Origin of the sequence: Methylobacterium sp. 190mf (assembly GCF_900107945.1) — a bacterium.
Classification (GTDB): domain Bacteria; phylum Pseudomonadota; class Alphaproteobacteria; order Rhizobiales; family Beijerinckiaceae; genus Methylobacterium.
Window position 1 is genome coordinate 94,308 of the sequence record NZ_FNVI01000015.1, and the last position, 19,019, is coordinate 113,326.

The following is a 19,019-nucleotide window of genomic DNA, read 5'->3' on the forward strand; positions in this document are numbered from 1 at the left end:
CGCTAACGCGGGCTTAACCGCGTCCGGAGGCCTCGTGAGGCCGGCGCCGCGACCGGCGGCCCGCCGCGCCGCGCGAGGTAGTCCGCCGCAATTGACGGCGATTCCGCCGCCCACTACCACCGGCCGGGAAGCGCGTTCCATTCGGCTTCCGCGAGTCGTACCGTCCGAAGAAGGGCCAAATAGGGCGATGTACAAGGCCGAGACGCGGGGAATAAGTGTGACGGTCCAGTCTCGTTTCGTCGAGGAGGAGTCCTCGCCGACCGAGAGCCGGTACTTCTTCGCCTACACGGTCGAGATCGTGAACAACGGCAGCGAGCAGGTCCAGCTGCGCTCGCGCCACTGGCGGATCATCGACGGCCACGGGGCCTGCCAGGAAGTGCGCGGCACCGGTGTGGTCGGCAAGCAGCCGGTGCTGGAGCCGGGCGAGTCCTTCTGCTACACCAGCGGCTGTCCGCTCAACACGCCCGACGGGTTGATGGCCGGCAGCTACACCATGGCGACGGTGGCCGGCGAGAGCTTCGAGGCCGAGATCCCCGCCTTCTCCCTCGACAGCCCGCACGTCCGCCGCAGCCTGCACTGAGGTCCCGGCCCGGGGCCTCGCCCCGGAGGAATCCATGTCCGCGACCGGCGAGCGGCTGAGCCCGCTCGACATGCTCGCCCGCCTCGTGTCCTTCGACACGGAGAGCGACAAGTCCAACCTCGCCCTGATCGACGCCGTCTGCGCCTATCTCGACGGCTGGGACGTCCCGTACCTGCGCCTCCCGAACGCGGCGGGCGACAAGGCCGCCATCCTCGCCACGGTCGGCCCGATGGTCGACGGCGGCACCATCCTGTCCGGCCACACCGACGTGGTGCCGGTGGCGGGCCAAGCCTGGACCGGCGACCCGTTCACCCTGCGCGTCGCCGACGGCCGGGCCTACGGACGGGGCGCGGTCGACATGAAGGGCTTCGACGCGCTGGCCCTGGCGCTCGTGCCCGACATGCTCGCCGCCGGTCTGAAGCGGCCGATCCACATCCTGCTCTCCTACGACGAGGAGACGACCTGCCTCGGCTCGATGGATGGGATCGCGCGGTTCGGCGACGGCCTGCCCCGACCGGCCGCGGTGATCGTCGGCGAGCCCACCGGCATGGAGGTGGCGGACGCCCACAAGAGCATCGTCACCTGCCTCACCACGGTCCACGGCCACGAGGCCCATTCCGCCCGCCCCGCCCTCGGCGCGAACGCCGTATCGGCCGCCTGCGACCTCGTCGCCGGCCTCAACCGGATCGCCGACCTGATGATCGAGCGCGGCGACCCGTCCGGGCGGTTCGACCCGGCCTCGACCACGGTCCATGTCGGGACGATCCAGGGCGGCACCGCCCGCAACATCCTCGCCAAGGAGTGCCGCTTCCTCTGGGAGTATCGCGGCCTGCCGGATCTCGACCCGGCCGAGATCCCGCGGCTCTTCGCGGCCGAGGTCGAGCGGGTCACCCGCGAGCGCCTCAACCGCTACGGCGCGTTCGGGCGGATCGAGACGCTGGAGGAGGTCGACATCCCCGGCCTCGCCCCGGAGCCGGGCTCGGCGGCCGAGCGCCTCTGCCTGCGCCTCGCCGGACGCAACCACACCGTCGCGGTCCCCTACGCCACCGAGGCCGGGCGCTTCCAGGCGGCCGGTCTCCCGACGGTGGTCTGCGGCCCCGGCGACATCGCCCAGGCGCACCAGCCCGACGAGTTCATCACCCTGGATGCCCTGGGCCAGGGTGAGCACTTCCTGCGCGAGCTGATCGAGGCCAGTGCGTCATGAATGCGGCGACCGGTATCACCATCAAGCTGCGTCCGCTGGAGCGGGAGGACCTGCGCTTCGTCCACCAGCTCAACAACAACGACAGCATCATGCGCTACTGGTTCGAGGAGGCCTACGAGTCCTTCGCCGAACTGCAGCAGCTCTACGAGCGCAACATCCACAACCAGACCGAGCGGCGCTTCATCGTGGCCGATCCGAGCGGGGAGCCGGCCGGGCTGATCGAGCTCGTCGAGATCAACCACCTGCACCGGCGCTGCGAGTTCCAGATCGCGATCCACCCGAGCTTCCAGGGCCGCGGCTACGCGTGGCAGGCCACCCGGATCGCCATGGATTACGCGTTCAGCGTGCTCAACATCCACAAGCTCTACCTGCACGTCGACCGGGACAACGCCCGGGCCGTGCGGATCTACGAGCGCTGCGGCTTCCACCCCGAGGGCGTGCTGAAGGACGAGTTCTTCGTGAACGGGCGCTACCGCGACGCCGTGCGGATGTGCCTGTTCCAGCCGGACTACCTGAGGGCCCGCGGCGGAGGCGGCGACATCGCCGAGCCCGTCCTGAAGGTCTGAACCGGGTCTCGTCCGCCGCCGACGGGCGACGGACGAGCTTGAAACGACGCGGGGGCGGAGCCCGTCGGCCCCGCCCCCGCGCTCACGCCGCTCAGTTGCGGCCGGCACCGCCCGTCTGGCCGCCGGCCCGGCCGGCACCTTGGGCGCCGCCCATGGCGCCGTTGCCGCCCGCGCTGCCGCCGCTCATGCCGCCGCGCTCCGCGCCGCCCGTCCGGCCGCCCTCGGCGCCGGACTTCATTCCGCCCTGCTGGCCGCCGCGATCGGACGCGTTGCGGATGCCGTCCTGCTGACCGCCGCGCATGTCGCTGTTGCGCATACCGTCGTTCTTGCCTTCCTGCTGACGGGAGGCCTTGTCCATCCCCCGATCCTGGCCGCGGTCGTTCCGGTCCATCCGGCCTTCGTTGCGGCCCTCGTTCCGCGACGCGTTGCGGATGCCGTCGCGCTCGCCGCGGTTGTCGAAGCGCGCGCCGGCGCGCTGCTCGGAGCGGAAGCTCGCGCTGACCGCACCGCCGCCGCTCAGGCGCCGGTACTCGGCGGAGCCGTAGCGCACCCGCTGGCCGCGGATCGTCACGAAGCGGTCCTCCTGGACGGAGACGAGGCGGCGGTACTCGGGGGAGCCGTACACCACGCGCTGGCCGCGGATGACGACGTAGCGCTCGCGCGGGCCGGTCTCGCGGACGCTGACCAAGCGGCGGTACTCGGGCGAACCGTAGAGCACGCGCTGGCCGCGGATCACGACGTAACGCGCGCGCGGGCCGCGATTCTCGGTGACGATCAGGCGGCGATACTCCGGCGAGCCGTACACGACCCGGCGGCCGCCGATGAACACGTAGCGGCCCTCGCGGCGGAAGCCGCCCTCGACCCGCTCGGACCGGACATCCGTCCGGCTCACGTCGGTCCGGCCCCGGAAATCGGCGCGGTCGGCGCGGCGGTCACCGCGACGGTCACCGCGATCGGCACGCGCGCCGTCGCGATCCCCGCGCTCGTCGCGGTCGGCGCGATCACCGCGGCGGTCGCCCCGCTCGGTGCCGGCCCGGTCCTTGTCCTGAGCCATGCGATCCTGACCCGTGCGGCCCTCGCCGCCGGCCTCGCGGCCCTGCGCGGACCGGCCTGCCTCGGCACCGGAGCGCTCGGACGCCGCCTGGCGGCCGCCCTTCATGTCACCCTGCATGCCACCCTGGGCGCCGCCCTGCATGCCGCCGCGCTCGCCGCCGCCGGCCTTCATGCCGGACTCGGCGTTACCCTGACCGCCGCGACCGCCCATCCCGGCGCCGCGATCGGCGCCACCCTGCTGGGCGTAGGCCGAGGTGCTGATCAGCAGCGCGGCCAATCCGATCGATAATTTCCGCATGGCGTACCCTCCAATGTTGAATCTGCGACGCAACGTCAAAGGTCGCGAAACGGTTCAGCCTGGAGGGATCAAAAATTTACGCAACGAATACCGATCTTCGTGCGTTTCGCGCGGAAAAGCTTGGCCGTAGACGCGGGCATGCTGGTCCGCAGGCCCGCTGTCCTGCGCTCTACTGGCCGGGCTGTCCGGCGATCTCGGCCTCGACCTCCTGGGGATCGAGGTCGTAGCGCCGGGAGCAGAACTCGCAGGTGATGACGATGCGCCCGTCATCCGCCACCATCTCGTGCCGCTCCTGCGGCGTGAACGAGCGGATCATGCCCATCACGCGCTCCCGCGAGCAGCGGCAGGTCTCCTGAACCGGCTGGCGGTCGAACACCCGCACCCCGCTCTCGTGGAACAGCCGGTAGAGCAGCCGCTCGCTCGACACGTTCGGGTCGACCAGCTCGTGATCCTCGATGGTCGCGACCAGCGAGCGGGCCTCGACCCAGGCATCGTCCTCCGGCGCCTCCCCCGAGAGGTGCGCGTGCCCCTCCGGGATATCGCCCGGGGGCAGGTCGGCGAGGCGCGCCCGATCCACCGACTGGGGCAGGAACTGCACGAGCAGCCCTCCGGCCCGCCAGCGCCCGGCCCCCTCCTCCACGGCCTCGGCCACGGCGAGGCGCACCTGCGTCGGGATCTGCTCCGACTGGCGGAAATACTGGTGCGCGGCCTCCTCCAGGCTCTGGCCCTCGAGGGCGACGACGCCCTGGTAGCGGCTCGCGGCGGTGCCCTGGTCGATGGTCATGGCGAGATGCCCGGTGCCGATCAGCTCGGCATCCTTGAGCGGGCCGGTCCCGAGGGCCGCGACCCGCTCCGGCTCGAACCGCGCGGTGGCGCGCAGCCGGTCCGGGGCCTCGAAATCGACCACGATCATCGCGACCGGACCGTCCGTCTTGGTCTGGAGCTGGAACCGGCCCTCGAACTTGAGGGAGGAGCCGAGCAGCACCGTCAGCGCCGCGGCCTCGCCGAGCAGGCGCGCCACCGGGTCCGGGTAGCCGTGGCGGCGCAGGATTGTGTCGACGGCCGGGCCGAGGCGGACGACGCGGCCGCGCACGTCCAGCGCCTCGACGGCGAAGGGCAGCACGGCGTCGTCGGCGCCGGCATGGCCGTTGCCGGCATTCGGGGCCTGCGGCTGGGATGGCGACTGGGGGTGCGACTGCGTTCCTGAGGTCATGCCCTCTCCGATCGATGCGTCCGGCGGCGCGTGCCGGCAAAGCGGGGATCCGTCCTCCCGGGGGCCGGGCGGCGTGAGGCGATGACCTTGGCGGAGCGATCGGATCCCTCACCCCGTCCAGCCCGGAGCGGGAGCGGCGGCGCAGCGCGCTCCGTTCGTCGCCGGGATGCCGCCTTCCGGCGGCCGTGATGGGGAGACGGGCAGCACGGGCCGCCCGCTCACGCCTATATGGTGCGCCGACCCCGCGAGCGCGAGGCCGGACAGTATGAGTGCGGGATCAGAGCCCGCTGGCGCCGAGGCACCAGGCCAGGATGCCCTTCTGCGCGTGCAGGCGGTTCTCGGCCTCGTCGAACACCACGGAGCGCGGGCCGTCCATCACCTCGGCCGTCACCTCCTCGCCGCGATGAGCCGGGAGGCAGTGCATGAAGATCGCGCCCGGATTCGCCGCCGCCATCAGCTTGTCGTTGACCTGATAGGGGCTGAGCAGGTTGTGGCGGTGCGCCTCGTCGTCGTCGCCCATGGACACCCAGCAATCGGTGACCACGGCATCGACGCCGTCGACGGCCGCGAAGGCGTCGGTGGTGACGTGGACGTCGGCGCCCTCCTGCTGCGCCCAGGCGAGGAGCGCCGGCGGCGGCGCGAGCTCCGGCGGGCTCGCGACGTTGAGCGTGAAGTCGAACCGGGCGGCGGCGTGGACCCAGCTCGCCAGCACGTTGTTCGAATCGCCCGACCACGCGACCTTGCGGCCGCGGATCGGCCCGCGATGCTCCTCGAAGGTCAGCACGTCGGCCATGATCTGGCACGGGTGGGAGACCTTGGTCAGGGCGTTGATCACCGGGACGGTGGCGTACTCGGCCAGCTCCAGCATCTGACCGTGGTCGAGGATACGGATCATGATCGCGTCGACGAAGCGCGAGAGCACCTGCGCGGTGTCGCCGATGGTCTCGCCGCGGCCGAGCTGCATCTCGGAGCCGGTGAGCATCAGGGTCTCGCCGCCGAGTTCGCGCATCGCCACGTCGAAGGAGACACGGGTGCGGGTCGAGGGCCGGTCGAACACCATAGCGAGGGTCTTGCCGGTGAGCGGGCGCTCGGCCGCCAGCTCGCCCTTGCGGCGGCGCGCCTTGATGGCGGCGCTGGCATCGAGGACCCGGCGCAGCTCCGCACCGGAGAAATCCTTGAGGTCGAGGAAATGACGAGGGCCGGCACCGTTCAGGTGCCTGGCCGGGGCCTGTGCCCGGCCGTCAATCTGGGCTTTCATCGCGTCACAATCACTAGAGTCTGCTCACCGATCACCTGATCATGAACCGCACTCTACCTCCTGGCAGGGGCATCTCCGTCACGCGCGGCGGGATCGACCGCGCCCGGAAATGCTTCGGGCCGCCCTCCGGGGTCCGGGGGGCGGTGTTCTCAATCGCGCGGATCGATCCTACTCGGCCGCGCCGCGCACGGCCTCGAAGCCGGACGCCGCCGCGTCCAGGCGGCGGACCGCCTCGTCGATCTCGGCCTCGCCGATGGTCAGCGGCGGCAGCAGGCGGACGATGTTGTCGCCCGCCGGGATCACCAGCAGATGCGCGTCCCGCGCGGCGGCGGCGAAGTCGGTGTTCGGCACGCCGAGCTTGAGGCCGAGCATCAGCCCCTCGCCGCGGATCTCCTGGATGACGTGCGGGTGGCGGTCGCGCAGGGCCGCGAGCTTCTGCTTGAGCAGCAGGCCGGAGCGGGCGACGCGCGCGAGGAAGCCCTCCTCCAGCACGACGTCCAGCACGGCGTTGCCCACCGCCATGGCGAGCGGGTTGCCGCCGAAGGTGGTGCCGTGCGTGCCGGCGGTCATGCCGCGCGCGGCCTCGCGGGTCGCGAGGCAGGCGCCCAGCGGGAAGCCGCCGCCGATGCCCTTGGCGACGCTCATTATGTCCGGGGTGATGCCGGACCATTCGTGCGCGAACAGCCGCCCGGTGCGGCCGACGCCGGTCTGGACCTCGTCCATGATCAGCAGGAGGCCGTTGGCGTCGCAGATCTCGCGCAGCCGGCGCAGGTCCGCGTGGGGGATCTCCCGCACGCCGCCCTCGCCCTGGATCGGCTCGATCATCAGCGCCGCCGTCTCCGGCCCGATCACCGCCTCCAGCGCGGCCCAGTCGCCGGCCGGGACCTGGTCGAAGCCCTCGACCTTCGGACCGAAACCCTCGATGTACTTCTGCTGGCCGCCGGCCGCGAGCGTCGCCAGCGTCCGCCCGTGGAAGGCGCCCGCGAAGGTGACGATCCGGTAGCGCTCCGGCTGCCCGCCGGCCGCGTGGTACTTGCGGGCGATCTTGATCGCCGCCTCGTTCGCCTCCGCGCCCGAGTTGCAGAAGAACACCACGTCCGCGAAGGTCGCGTCGACGAGGCGCTGCCCGAGGCGCTCGCCGCCCGGGATCTGGAACAGGTTCGAGGTGTGCCAGATCTTACCCGCCTGCTCGGTCAGCGCGCCGACGAGGTGCGGGTGCGCGTGGCCGAGGCCGTTCACCGCGATGCCGGCGCCGAAGTCGAGATATCGCTCCCCACCCTCCGTCACGAGCCAGGCGCCCTCGCCGCGCTCGAAAGCGAGCGGCGCGCGGACGTAGGTCGGCAGAAGGGCTGACGTCACGGGTCCCATCTCCGTTTCACGCAGGATCCCGGAGCGAGCGTTGAGCCGGCTCCAAATGAAAGTGCCGCCTCAGTCCTGGGCGGCACGCGCGCGATTACTATGAAAGAGCCGGCGCCTGTCAACGTTTCAGTGCCCGGCGGGCCCGACGGGCAGCCCTGCGCGCGGCACCGATAGAGCCGATCCTGACGGCGAATCTGCGGCGGGCCCGTCCCGGATCACCGGAGAATCGCGGGGCCGCGATCCCGGCCTTCGCGGCGGCGGCCCTTGCGCCGCGGGGGGCGGCCGTGCTCCTGCTCCCGCGGATTCGCAGGAACCAGGGAGAACCCGATGAGCTCGATCAAGGAACGCCTGGCGGCGCTGGGCCTGACGCTGCCGAAGGCGGCGGCGCCGGTCGCCAACTACGTGCCGTTCGTGCGCGCCGGCAACCTCGTGGTGATCTCCGGCCAGGTCTGCTTCGGCGCGGACGGCGCCATCGCGGCCGAGCACAAGGGCAAGGTCGGCGGCAACGTCTCGGCCGAGGCCGGCAAGGCGGCCGCGCGCCTCTGCGCCCTCAACGTGCTCGCCCAGCTCGAGGCCGCGGTGGGCGACCTCGACCGCGCGGTGGTCCAGTGCGTGCGGCTCGGCGGCTTCATCAACGCGGCGCCGGGCTTCTCGGCCGTGGCCGGGGTGATGAACGGCGCCTCCGACCTGATGGTCGAGCTCCTCGCCGACCGCGGGCGCCACGCGCGCTCCACCGTCGGCGTGGCCGAGCTGCCCCTCGACGCCGCCGTCGAGGTCGAGGCGATGTTCGAGGTCCGCTGACGGTGGCCGCCCCCGACTGGCTCACCGCGCGGCCGATCGCCCATCGCGGCCTGCACGACCGCGCGGCGGGCCGGCCGGAGAACACGCTGGCGGCGGCCCGGGCGGCCGTCGCGGGCGGCTTCGCCATCGAGTGCGACGTCCAGCTCAGCGCCGACGGCGAGGCGATGGTCTTCCACGACGCCGCGCTCGGGCGCCTGACCGGGGCGAGTGCGGCTCTGGCCGACCGGTCGGCCGCCGAACTCGGGACGCTCGCCGTCGCCGGGTCCGCGGAGACGATCCCGACGCTGCCGGCCTTCCTGGCGGCGGTGGCCGGGGCGGTGCCGGTGGTGATCGAGGTGAAGTCCCGCTACGACGGCGACCTGCGGCTCGCGACCCGCACCGCCGAAGTGGCCGCCGCCTATGACGGGCCGGTGGCGCTGAAATCCTTCGACCCGCAGGTGGTCGCGGCCCTGCGCGACCTCTGCCCCGCCGCGATCCCGCGGGGCATCGTGGCGGAGACGACGCAGGACGACCCGGTCTACGCGGCCCTGACGCCCTCGCTCCGCCGGTCCCTCTCCGACCTGCTGCACCTCGCCGAGACGCGGCCCGACTTCCTGTCCTGGCGGGTGGACGACCTGCCCTGCGCCCCGACCTACCTCTGCCGACTGCTCGGTCAGATCCCCGTCATGACCTGGACGGTCCGGAATGCGGAGCAGCGCGCCCGCGCGGCCGCGCACGCGGACCAGATGGTGTTCGAGGGCTTCGTCCCGTGAATTTTCCTACGCCCTGTCCGATTCTGTCCGACCAAGATCGCCATGACCGCTTCGAGTGACGCGCGCGCCCGATTCGCGCGGCTCTGCGGGGGCCTCGCCCTCGCCGCGACCCTGCTCTCCCCGGCGCCCGCTTCGGCGGCCGACCCGTGCGCGGGCACGACCCAGGCGGATCTCAACGCTTGCGCGGCTGCCGATTACCGGGCCGCCGACACGGCGCTGAACGCCGTCTACGGGCAGCTGATGAAGAAGATCGGCCCGAAGACGAAGGACGCCCTGCGGGGCGCCCAGAAGGCCTGGCTGTCGTACCGGGACGCGACCTGCTTCCTCGAGACCATGGGCCTCGACGGGGGCTCGGCCTACGCGATGGAGTACAACGGCTGCCTGAAGGGGCTGACCGACGCGCGGATCAAGGTCCTGAAGGGATACCTCGACTGCAAGGCGGACGACGTGTCGTGCGTCGGCCGCCTCGGCGAGTGAGCGCGGGCCGCGACGGCGCCGTCCGGTTCGGAGCGCGCGCGCGTCGCCGCGCGCCGTCCTGGAGGCCGCGCGAAAGCGCGGGGCGGGTGACGTCGGCGGCCGTCTGACAACGCTGCCATGGTCGCCGCGCGCATCCGCCCGCTTGCCCCCGGCCGGTCAGGAGCTAGAGTCCGGCCCATGAAGCAAGCACCCGGGCCGACGCCGGAGACCGCCGCACTGACCGTGCGGGCGCTTCCCGGATTGAAGGAGATCGGCGCGGCGGAATGGGATGCCTGCGCCTTCTCGCCCGAGACCCTGGCGGCGGGCGACGAGACCCACAACCCCTTCCTCTCGCACGCTTTCCTGTCGGCGCTGGAGGATTCGGGCTGCGTCTCGCGCAGGACCGGCTGGCTGCCGCTCCACGTCTCGGTCGAGCGCGACGGCGTCCGCCTCGGCGTCGCGCCCTGCTACCTGAAATCGCACAGCCAGGGCGAGTACGTCTTCGACCACGGCTGGGCCGACGCCTACGAGCGGGCCGGCGGCGCCTACTACCCCAAGCTCCAGGTCAGCGTGCCGTTCACGCCGGTGACCGGGCCGCGCTTCCTGATCGCGCCGGGGGCCGATCCCGACGAGGCCACGGCCGGCCTCGTCGCGGGCCTGCGGGCCCTGCGGGGCGAGACCAAGGCCTCCTCGATCCACGTCACCTTCATGCGCGAGCCGGAGTGGGAGCGGGCCGGCGCGGCCGGCTTCCTGCAGCGCACCGACCAGCAGTTCCACTGGCAGAACGACGGCTACGCGACCTTCGACGACTTCCTGTCCGCCCTCGCCTCGCGCAAGCGCAAGACCATCCGCAAGGAGCGCCGCGACGCCCTGGCGCCGGGCATCACCGTGGAGCACCTGACCGGCGCGGCCATCACCGAGGCCCACTGGGACGCGTTCTACGCCTTCTACATGGACACGGGCTCGCGGAAGTGGGGGCGGCCCTACCTCAACCGCCGGTTCTTCTCGCTCCTGTCCGAGCGCATGGCCGACCGGGTGCTCCTCGTGATGGCGAAGCGCGGGGACGCCTACATCGCGGGGGCGATCAACCTCATCGGCGATACCGCGCTCTACGGGCGCAACTGGGGCTGCATCGAGGACCACCCCTTCCTGCATTTCGAGATCTGCTACTATCAGGCGATCGACTTCGCGATTGCCCGGGGCCTGAAGCGGGTCGAGGCGGGTGCCCAGGGCGAGCACAAGCTCGCCCGCGGCTACCGGCCGGTCCTGATGCACTCGGCCCACGACATCGCCGACCCGGCGCTGCGCCGCGCGGTGGCCGATTACTTGCAGCGGGAGCGCGCCCACGTCGCCGAGGCGGTCGACGTTCTCGACACGCTGACGCCGTTCCGGCGCGCGGACGCGGGCGACGCCTGCGCGACGCCCCCCGACGCCTCGTCCCCCAACACCTCCCCCCCCGAGAGTTCCGAGTCATGAGCCCGATCGACCGCATCAAGACCTACGCCGACGAGCTGACGGCCCTGCGCCGCGACCTGCACGCCCATCCGGAGCTCGGCTTCGAGGAGGTGCGCACCGCCGGCATCGTGGCCGACATGCTGGAGAAGCTCGGCTGCGAGGTCCATCGCGGCGTCGGCGGCACCGGCGTGGTCGGGCTGCTCAAGGGCCGCACCGACAACGGAAAGCGCATCGGCCTGCGCGCCGACATGGACGCCCTGCCCATCGAGGAGGAGACCAACCTCCCCTATCGCTCGACCTACGCGGGCAAGATGCACGCCTGCGGCCATGACGGGCACACCACGATGCTGCTGGGGGCGGCGCGCTACCTCGCCGAGACCCGCGATTTCGACGGCACCGCGGTGTTCGTGTTCCAGCCGGCCGAGGAGGGCCGTGGCGGCGCCCGGGCCATGCTGAAGGACGGCCTGTTCGAGCGCTTCCCCTGCGACGAGATCTACGGCCTGCACAACCAGCCCGGCGGCGGCCACGGCATGATCAAGCTGCGGCCGGGGCCGATCATGGCGGCGGCGGACTTCTTCGACATCCACATCCGCGGCAAGGGCATCCACGCCGCCCAGCCGCACCGGGGCGTCGACCCGATCATCATCGCCACCGGCCTCGCCCAGGCGCTCCAGTCGATCGTGTCGCGCAACGCCGACCCGCTGAAGTCCATCGTCCTGTCGATCACCCGGATCGAGGCGGGCTCCGCCTACAACGTGATCCCCGAGACGGCCCATCTCGCCGGCACGATCCGCACCTTCGACAAGGAGATCCGGGCGCTCGCCGGAACCCGCATGCGCGAGCTGGCGGCCGGCTTCGGCGCCGCCTACGGCGCCGAGGTCACGGTCGACCTGCAGGACGTGTTCTCCGTCCTGGAGAACGCCCCCGCGCAGGCGGCCGCCGCCACGGAGGTCGCCACCGAGCTCCTGGGCGCCGACAAGGTCGAGTCGAACGTCGTGCCCAAGATGGGCAGCGAGGACTTCGCCGACATGACCATGGCGGTCCCCGGCGCCTATGTCTGGCTCGGCGCCAATCCGGGGCCCGGCCTGCACAATGCCGGCTACAACTTCGACGACTCGATCATCCCGATCGGCAGCGCCTTCCTGGCGCGGATGGTCGAGCGCCGCACCGCGGCCTGACGCCGGGCGCCGTCCCCGCCCTCCGGGACTTTCCGGATGGCGGGCGATGTCGCCGCGCGAGCCCGTCCGGCCGTCGACAGCGCGGCCGGCCGGTGCGAATCCTGACGGAACTCGCCCGCGAGCCAACGCGGGCCGCGAAGGGAGGGCGCCATGTCACCGGAGATGCGGGAATCGCGCGCGGCGCTCATCCTGCTCGCCGCCTCGGTGGGGGCGGTCCTGATTTTCGGCGCCTTCACGCTGCTCACGCAGCTCGGCTGAGGCGCGACCGCGATTGCAACCTGAGCGGGTCGATCCCGGCCCCGATCGGCGCGGCCCGGCGGCCCGACGATCTGGATTCCGCCGTCCGCGCAGGGGAATGCCGTTGATGCTTCACGGGCTATCGAGTTGAGTTAACTGCTCATTAATTCCATCAGCGGTTGTATATCTCCGACGAAGGCGGGCACGGTGCGCGCTGGAACCGGAGTTCGCCCATGATGGCCGACGCAATCCAGGGCCCCCGCCCTCGGCCGGTCGACCTCTCGGCCGCCCTCGACGCCTCCGGGATCATCGGCGCGTGGTCGTGGTCGCCGCGCGCCGAGCGGTGCGTCCTCGATGCCGGCGCCGCCGAGGTGCTGGCCGGGGATGCCGGGCTCGCCGGGCGCCCCCTCCCGCTCTCGGTCGCCAAGGCCTGCGTCCATCCCGAGGATCGGCCGGCCGTGGTGCGGCAGTTCAAGGCTCTGCGCGAGCGCGGCGGCCTATTCGTGGCCGAGTACCGGACGCTGTCGCCCTCGGGGCAGGTCCGCCGGATCCTCGATCGCGGCCGGATCCCGCCGGGCGCGTCGAGCCGGCGCCTCGGGCACGGTGTCATCATCGACGTGACCGACGAGCCGTCGGCGACACGCGCGATGCCCGAGCCCGCGGACGCGCTCACCCAGGCGGTCGACCGCGCTCTCGAATGCCGCGACGCCCTGGAGGGGGTGGCGGATTCCGAGCTTCAACTCCTGATCGACATGCTGCTGCTGCACCTCGGACGGCGCATCGCCAAGGCCTCCACGACCGGTGCGCGCCGCGGCGGCCACTGAGCGGGGCTGCCGCGTCCTGTCGGGGCTCTGCCGGGCCGTCCGGCCCGGCTCACTGCACCAGCACGGCCTGGTTGCAGAGGGTGCCGTCGACCTCGAGGTCGGCGTAGCCCAGACGCAGGCCGAGGCTGCGCAGGACGGTGTCGAGCACGAGGTCGACACCCGGCGTCACGGTGCCCAGGGCGGTCGTCAGGGTCGACTGGATCAGCGGCGGCACGCCGACGTCGCCGACGCTCAGCACGAGATTGCGCAGCAGGCTGCCGGTGAGCGACTGGGTCAGGTTGCCCGAGGCGACCGTGCGAACCGTGTGGTTGGCGATGTCCGCGTCCGAGAACACGAGGGTCTGCGACCCGCTGCCGAGCGTCGCCAGGGCGCGCCCGGAGACGGTGATCCCGAGCACCGTGACCAGGGGCGCGGGCTGCGACAGGTCGGGGCTCGCGCTGCCCCCGTTGATGGCGGTGCGCGGCACCTGCGCGATCGCCAGCGTCGCCAGTCCCGTCTGCGCGTCGAGGGTGACCTTGCGTCCGCCGGACCCGGCGCAGCTGAGCGACCGCAGGGTCGCCTGCGCCGGTGCCACCTCCGCGTAGACCGGCAGGGTGATGGTTCCGAGCCCGAGCGCCGTGACGGTGGTCTCGATCAGCAGCCGGGTCTGCGCCGTCTGCACGGTGGCGTTCCGGCTGCCCGGCCGGACCCAGCCGGAGCTGCGCTTGCGCTCTCCGATCGCCAGGGTCAGGCGGGTCGAGAGCAGGCCGGGCACCGTGGCTCCGAGATCGATCGCCACCTGATTCTGGCCGTTCGCCAGGGAGGCGGCCGCGCCCAGCAGGTTCAGCACGTTGAGCGAGGGGCCGGCGAAGCCCCGCGGCGGCGCCAGCGCGGCGGCGTCGCCGAGCCCGTCCACCTGGCCGATCGCGACGAGGTTTCCGGCATTCGGCAGGGCGTTGAGGATCCCCGACAGGGCCGACACCGCGCTGCCGTTGTCCGCCGCGGCGACCCGGAGCGCCATCAGCATCTGACCGACGCTGGCATTCGCCTGAACGATGTCGGTGTAGTTCGCGGCCTGCATGTTGAGGCTCGCCCCGAGGGCGTCGAGGACGCGCAGCCCGTCGACGCGGGCGCTGGCCAGGGCATCGTAGTCGCTGACGCTGAGCGACAGCTTGGCGCCGAGCAGCGCGCCGAGCAGGGCGTTGGCGATGCCGCCGTCGAGCTTCAGCGTGCCGGACCCGATCGTGAAGGCGGCGAATTGCGCGCTCGCGGCGGTGCCGGTCACCCGCAGCGGCACCGCGGCGGGCAGGCCGATCGCCCGGCCGAAGGTCACCGGGACCGAGGTCGCGAGGCCGACCCGCACCGCGTTCGCCGGGCTGCCGCCGGCGCTGAACCGGCCGCCCGGGGCGACGCCCTTGGTGCTCGCGTCGTAGCTGCCGGGCGCGACCGTGGCGGTCGCCGCGCCGTAGCCGTTGTCGCCGAGGGAGCGGCGGGCGACCGTGTCGGCGTGGCTCGGATCGACGGCCGCCAGCATGGCGGCGATGTCCACCGCCCCCTGCGCCTTGCGCCGCGCCTGGAAGACCAGGCCGAGATCGATCCCGACCGCGCCCGCCCCCATCAGCATCGCGCTGCCGAGCGCCACCAGGATCGCGACGTTGCCGCCGCGCGCGGCCCCGAAGCGGCGCAGGCGCCCGCCCCGGCCGATCACAGGCCGCCCTTCCGGACGCTGACGGTGCTGCGCAGCACGGTCGGGAGCATCGGCAGCAGGCGCGCGAAGGCGTTGATGCCGAGCGTGTTGGCGTCGAGGGTGACGGTGACCGTGTACACCGTCGCGTCGCTGGGATCCGGCCCGACCTGCACGACGATGCTGCCCGGCCGGAACATCGCGCCGGCGCTCAGGCTCCGGTTCACCATGGACTGGGCGAGATTCGCGCGCTCGGCATCCGTGACGCCGGCCACGGAGGCGCGGGCCGCCTCGGCGGCGATCTGGCGGAGGTTGTGGGCGGCGCCGAGGCAGATCCCGAACACCGCGATCCCGGCGAAGAGCAGGAACAGCACGGGTGCCACGAGGGCGAACTCCACCGCGGAACTGCCGCGCCGGCAGGTCCACCCGTTCGGCGCGCTCCGCCGGCGCAAGCGCCGCATGCCCATCGCATCGCCCTCCGCGACTCGCGCAGCACGACCACTGCACGATCCATCGTGGCGGCGATGTTCTAACTAATGGTTGTTTTAATGCTCAATTTTACAACCAAAGCGAGTGGTTCGCGTCCCGGGTGCGCCTCCCGGGCTCGACCGGCTCGTCGCGCCGAGCCGTGTCGCGGTCTCAGATCGCCCGCGGAGGCCGCAGCAGGCCGATCCCCGCCGGATCGAAGGACGCGCTCTTGACGATGGCGTGGACCTCGCGCCCCGGGGCGAGGCCGAGTTCGCGGACGGCCGCGCCGGTCACGCGCGCCACGAGACGGGCGCCGTTGCAGTCGATCTCCACCGCCGTCTCGGCGCCCGCGGCCGTCAGGCCGCAGATCCGGCCGGCCAGCACGTTGCGGGCGCTGAGGCCGCGGGGAGGCTCGGTGGCGACGAGCACGTCGCGGGCGGGGATGCGCACCCGCAGCCGCGTCCCGGCCGGGCGCGACAGGCCCGGCACCAGCAGGCTCCCGGCGGCGCCCGTCAGGCGCGTGAGCCCGGTGGCGGCGTCGAGGGCCTCGACGACCATGTCGAGGAGCGCGCCGGCCTCGGCCTCGTGGATCGGCACGAGATCGGCGCGGCGCAGGATCGTCTCCGCGGGGCCGGCGGCGGCCACCCGCCCGGCCTCCAGCACGATCACCGTGTTGGCGAGCCGGGCCACCTCGGAGACGGCGTGGCTGACGTAGAGGATCGGCACGCCGGCCTCGTCGCGCAGGCGCTCGATGTAGGGAAGGATCTCGGCCTTGCGGGCCTCGTCCAGGGCCGCGAGGGGCTCGTCCATCAGCAGGAGGCGCGGCCTCGCCAGCAACGCTCGGCCGATCGCCACCCGCTGGCGCTCGCCGCCCGAGAGACCGGCGGGCCGCCGGTCGAGGAGATGGTCGATGCCGAGCATGTCGGTCACGGCCGCGAAGGCCGCCGGGTCGGCGCGGCGCCGCGCGAAGACCCGGCCGTAGCCGAGATTGGTCCGGACGCTGAGATGCGGGAACAGCCGCGCGTCCTGGAACACCACGCCGACGTGGCGCCGGTGCGACGGCAGCACCAGGCCGGACGCGGTGTCGACCCACGGGGTGCCGCCGACGACGATCCGGCCCCGGTCCGGCCGCGCGAGGCCGGCGATCAGGTCGATCAGCGTGGTCTTCCCCGAGCCCGAGCGCCCGAACAGGGCGGTCAGCCCCGGACCGGCCTCGAAGGCGGCCGCGAGCGCGAAGGCGCCGCGCCGGAGCTGGACGTCGACCTGGATGCTCACGCGGACAGACTCGCGTAACAGGAGCCCCGGCGCGTCCCGACGCCGGCCCGGACTTGCCCGCGATGATCACGGTCCACCACCTCGAGAACAGCCGCTCGCAGCGCGTGCTCTGGCTGCTGGAGGAACTGGAGCTGCCCTACCGCGTGATCCGCCACGCCCGCGACCCGCGGACCCTGCGCGCGCCCGCCGAACTCCTGGCCGTCCACCCGCTGGGCAAGGCGCCGGTGATCACCGACGGCGGGACGGTGGTCGCCGAGACCGGCGCGATCGTCGCCTACCTGACGGATCTGGCCGGCGCGCGGCTGGTGCCCGTACCCGGGACGGAGGAGCGGCGGCGCTACGTCTACTGGTCGCACTACGCCGAGGGCTCGGCGATGCCGCCGCTGCTGCTGAAGCTGGTCTTCGGGCGGCTGGCGCCGGGCAGTCCCTGGCCGCTGCGGCCCCTTGTCCGCCGGATCGCCGACACGGTGCTGCGGGGCTTCGTCGATCCGGACCTGCGCCGGCACGCGGCCTTCTGGGAGACGGAACTCGCCGGCCGCCCGTATTTCTGCGGCGCCGATTTCACCGCGGCCGACATCCTGATGAGCTTCCCGCTGGAGGCCTTCGCGGCGCGCGGCACGGGCGCGGGCCCGCGCGTCGCGGACTGGCTCGCGCGCATCCACGCCCGTCCGGCCTACCAGAGGGCGCTGCAGCAGGGCGGGCCCTACGCGTATGCCTGAGCGGGCGTCCCGCCCCGGATCGATCGCCATTCAGCCCGCCCCCAGGCGCCGACCGGCCCGCCGCGCCAGGAATTCCGACACCAGCAGCGCCGCGACCGACAGCGCGATCGAGATCAGGGTGAGGCGCAGGGCCGGCCCCTCCCCGCCCGGAACCTGCGTCAGCGTGTAGATCGCCGACGGCAGGGTCTGGGTCTCGCCCGGGATGTTCGAGACGAACGTGATGGTCGCGCCGAACTCCCCCATCGCCTTGGCGAAGGCCAGCACGGCGCCCGCGAGGCACCCGGGCAGGCTGAGCGGCAGCGTGATCGTCAGGAACACCGCGAAGGGGTTCGCGCCCAGCGTCCCGGCCGCCTGCTCCAGGCGCCGGTCCACGGCCTCGATCGACAGCCGCATCGCCCGCACCATGAGCGGGAAGCCCATCACCGCGCAGGCCAGCGCCGCCCCGGTCCAGCGGAAGGAGAAGACCACGCCGATCTCGGCGAGGGGCGCGCCGAGCGGGCCGCGCCGGCCGAAGGCCAGCAGCAGCAGGTAGCCGGTCACGACCGGGGGCAGGATCAGCGGCAGGTGGACCAGCCCGTCCAGCAGGGCGCGGCCGGGGAACCGGCGCCGCGCCAGCAGCCACGCCACGGCGAGGCCGGGCACGAGGCTCGCGAGCGTCGCCACCGTCGCCACCCGCAGGCTCAGGCCGACGGCGGTCCACTCGTCCGGCGTGAGCCCGAGCAAGGGGGCGGCGCGCCGCTACTGGCTGGCGCCGGGCTGCGCGACCACCGTGAAGCCCTGGCGCTCGAAGGAGCCCCGGGCCTCCGGGCCGCGCAGGTAGCCGAGCAGCGTCCCGGCATCCGGGTTGCGCGACTCCCGGGTCACCGCCGCCGGATAGACGATCGGCGGGTGGCTGTCGGCCGGGAAGGTCGCCACAACGTGGACGCTCGGGTCCGCGGCCGCGTCGGTGGCGTAGACGATGCCGAGCGGCGCCTCGCCCCGGGCGACCAGCAGGAGGGCGGCGCGCACGTTCTCGGCCTGGGCGACCTGCCCCTTCACGGCGTCCCAGGCGCCGAGCTTCTCCAGGGCGGCCTTGCCGTACTTGCCGGCGGGAACGGCGTCGATCGTCGCCATCGCCAGCCGCCCGCCGCCGAGGATCCGCGTCAGCGTGGTGCCGAGGTTCGGCGCCAGGGCCACCTGCGGATCCGCGGCGCTGTCCTTCGGCCCCGGGGCTATCAGCACCAGGGCATTGCGCAGGAGGTCGATCCGCGAGCCGGCCTTCAGCAGCCCGGCCCGGTCGACGTAATCCATCCACGCGAGGTCGGCCGAGATGAACAGGTCCGCCGGCGCCCCCGCCTCGATCTGCTTCGCGAGGGCGTTCGAGCCGGCGTAGGAGATCCGCGCGGTCTTGCCGGTCGCCTTCGTCCAGGCTGCCGCGGCGTCGTCGAGGGCGTTCTTGAGGCTCGCGGCCGCGAACACGACGACCGGCTCGTCCGCCCGCGCGGCTCTGTCGGTCGGCGCGAGGACCAGCGCCGCGAGCGCGCAGGCGACCAGGATCCGTCGAGTCAGGGGCATCACGCAGATCTCTCCGGTCGCGACCCGCTATATACGGCGGGGAACGACGGGGATCATAGGCGCGCGCGGGCGGTCGGCCAAGGCCCGGCCGACCCGGGTGACCGCG

Annotated in this window: 19 protein-coding genes; 10 read left to right on the top strand and 9 right to left on the bottom strand. The window is 72.9% G+C overall.

Annotated features, from left to right (window positions below):
• Positions 1 to 187 precede the first annotated feature (187 nt).
• From apaG to speG, 3 genes are read left to right on the top strand one after another with little or no spacing between them, the layout of a single operon-like run.
• Positions 188 to 580, top strand: coding sequence for a Co2+/Mg2+ efflux protein ApaG (gene apaG, locus C4T42_RS18660; RefSeq protein WP_012319280.1), 393 nt, complete (start codon positions 188 to 190; stop codon positions 578 to 580).
• Between the two features lie 34 nt (positions 581 to 614).
• On the top strand, positions 615 to 1,784 hold the full coding sequence (argE, locus tag C4T42_RS18665) for an acetylornithine deacetylase (protein WP_020094168.1): 1,170 nt from the start codon (positions 615 to 617) through the stop codon (positions 1,782 to 1,784).
• A 14-nt stretch (positions 1,785 to 1,798) separates the two neighbouring features.
• Entirely contained in the window at positions 1,799 to 2,350 is a 552-nt protein-coding gene (gene speG, locus C4T42_RS18670; protein ID WP_026605087.1) for a spermidine N1-acetyltransferase, read from the top strand.
• A 91-nt stretch (positions 2,351 to 2,441) separates the two neighbouring features.
• On the opposite strand, the gene C4T42_RS18675 is transcribed toward speG, so the two are convergent.
• From C4T42_RS18675 to C4T42_RS18690, 4 genes are all read right to left on the bottom strand, one after another.
• A complete protein-coding gene (locus C4T42_RS18675) occupies positions 2,442 to 3,701 on the bottom strand; it encodes a hypothetical protein (protein ID WP_103985603.1) in 1,260 nt (419 codons plus the stop codon).
• 169 nt (positions 3,702 to 3,870) lie between these two features.
• Entirely contained in the window at positions 3,871 to 4,914 is a 1,044-nt protein-coding gene (locus C4T42_RS18680) for an Hsp33 family molecular chaperone (protein ID WP_020094165.1), read from the bottom strand.
• A 277-nt stretch (positions 4,915 to 5,191) separates the two neighbouring features.
• Positions 5,192 to 6,172 (bottom strand): ornithine carbamoyltransferase, encoded by a 981-nt coding sequence (gene argF, locus C4T42_RS18685; RefSeq protein ID WP_020094164.1) that lies wholly within the window; start codon positions 6,170 to 6,172, stop codon positions 5,192 to 5,194.
• A gap of 168 nt (positions 6,173 to 6,340) precedes the next feature.
• Entirely contained in the window at positions 6,341 to 7,531 is a 1,191-nt protein-coding gene (locus tag C4T42_RS18690) for an aspartate aminotransferase family protein (protein ID WP_026605084.1), read from the bottom strand.
• A 327-nt stretch (positions 7,532 to 7,858) separates the two neighbouring features.
• Between C4T42_RS18690 and C4T42_RS18695 the strand changes: the two genes are divergently transcribed.
• The 6 genes from C4T42_RS18695 to C4T42_RS18720 all read left to right on the top strand — a co-directional run bounded on the left by C4T42_RS18695 (position 7,859) and on the right by C4T42_RS18720 (position 13,234).
• Entirely contained in the window at positions 7,859 to 8,332 is a 474-nt protein-coding gene (locus C4T42_RS18695) for a RidA family protein (protein WP_020094162.1), read from the top strand.
• Between the two features lie 2 nt (positions 8,333 to 8,334).
• On the top strand, positions 8,335 to 9,084 hold the full coding sequence (locus C4T42_RS18700) for a glycerophosphodiester phosphodiesterase family protein (protein WP_020094161.1): 750 nt from the start codon (positions 8,335 to 8,337) through the stop codon (positions 9,082 to 9,084).
• Positions 9,085 to 9,126: 42 nt separating this feature from the next.
• A complete protein-coding gene (locus C4T42_RS18705; RefSeq protein WP_020094160.1) occupies positions 9,127 to 9,561 on the top strand; it encodes a lysozyme inhibitor LprI family protein in 435 nt (144 codons plus the stop codon).
• Positions 9,562 to 9,738: 177 nt separating this feature from the next.
• Positions 9,739 to 11,016, top strand: a complete 1,278-nt coding sequence (locus C4T42_RS18710) for a GNAT family N-acetyltransferase (protein WP_020094159.1) — start codon at positions 9,739 to 9,741, stop codon at positions 11,014 to 11,016.
• Complete coding sequence (locus tag C4T42_RS18715; RefSeq protein WP_103985604.1) at positions 11,013 to 12,173, top strand: M20 aminoacylase family protein; 1,161 nt, start codon at positions 11,013 to 11,015, stop codon at positions 12,171 to 12,173. The genes C4T42_RS18710 and C4T42_RS18715 overlap by 4 nt, the downstream gene beginning before the upstream one ends.
• 470 nt (positions 12,174 to 12,643) lie before the next feature.
• On the top strand, positions 12,644 to 13,234 hold the full coding sequence (locus C4T42_RS18720) for a PAS domain-containing protein (protein ID WP_020094157.1): 591 nt from the start codon (positions 12,644 to 12,646) through the stop codon (positions 13,232 to 13,234).
• 49 nt (positions 13,235 to 13,283) lie between these two features.
• On the opposite strand, the gene C4T42_RS18725 is transcribed toward C4T42_RS18720, so the two are convergent.
• The 3 genes from C4T42_RS18725 to modC form a co-directional block, all read right to left on the bottom strand.
• Positions 13,284 to 14,921: a TadG family pilus assembly protein gene (locus C4T42_RS18725; protein WP_103985605.1), complete on the bottom strand. Its 1,638-nt coding sequence runs from the start codon at positions 14,919 to 14,921 to the stop codon at positions 13,284 to 13,286.
• The gene (locus C4T42_RS18730) at positions 14,918 to 15,358 is read right to left on the bottom strand and encodes a TadE/TadG family type IV pilus assembly protein (protein WP_234082799.1); all 441 of its coding nucleotides are present in this window, start codon (positions 15,356 to 15,358) and stop codon (positions 14,918 to 14,920) included. Before C4T42_RS18730 ends, C4T42_RS18725 begins: the two co-directional genes overlap by 4 nt.
• Before the next feature lie 178 nt (positions 15,359 to 15,536).
• Positions 15,537 to 16,640 carry a molybdenum ABC transporter ATP-binding protein gene (modC, locus tag C4T42_RS18735; protein ID WP_020094154.1) on the bottom strand — a complete coding sequence of 368 codons (1,104 nt, stop codon included), beginning with the start codon at positions 16,638 to 16,640 and terminating at the stop codon, positions 15,537 to 15,539.
• Positions 16,641 to 16,702: 62 nt separating this feature from the next.
• Here modC and C4T42_RS18740 point away from each other — a divergent pair, with 62 nt between their 5' ends.
• Complete coding sequence (locus C4T42_RS18740) at positions 16,703 to 17,359, top strand: glutathione S-transferase (protein WP_020094153.1); 657 nt, start codon at positions 16,703 to 16,705, stop codon at positions 17,357 to 17,359.
• Positions 17,360 to 17,389: 30 nt separating this feature from the next.
• Here C4T42_RS18740 and modB read toward each other — a convergent pair whose 3' ends face one another.
• Positions 17,390 to 18,082, bottom strand: coding sequence for a molybdate ABC transporter permease subunit (modB, locus tag C4T42_RS18745; RefSeq protein ID WP_020094152.1), 693 nt, complete (start codon positions 18,080 to 18,082; stop codon positions 17,390 to 17,392).
• A 15-nt stretch (positions 18,083 to 18,097) separates the two neighbouring features.
• Complete coding sequence (modA, locus tag C4T42_RS18750; protein WP_020094151.1) at positions 18,098 to 18,913, bottom strand: molybdate ABC transporter substrate-binding protein; 816 nt, start codon at positions 18,911 to 18,913, stop codon at positions 18,098 to 18,100.
• Positions 18,914 to 19,019 lie beyond the last annotated feature (106 nt).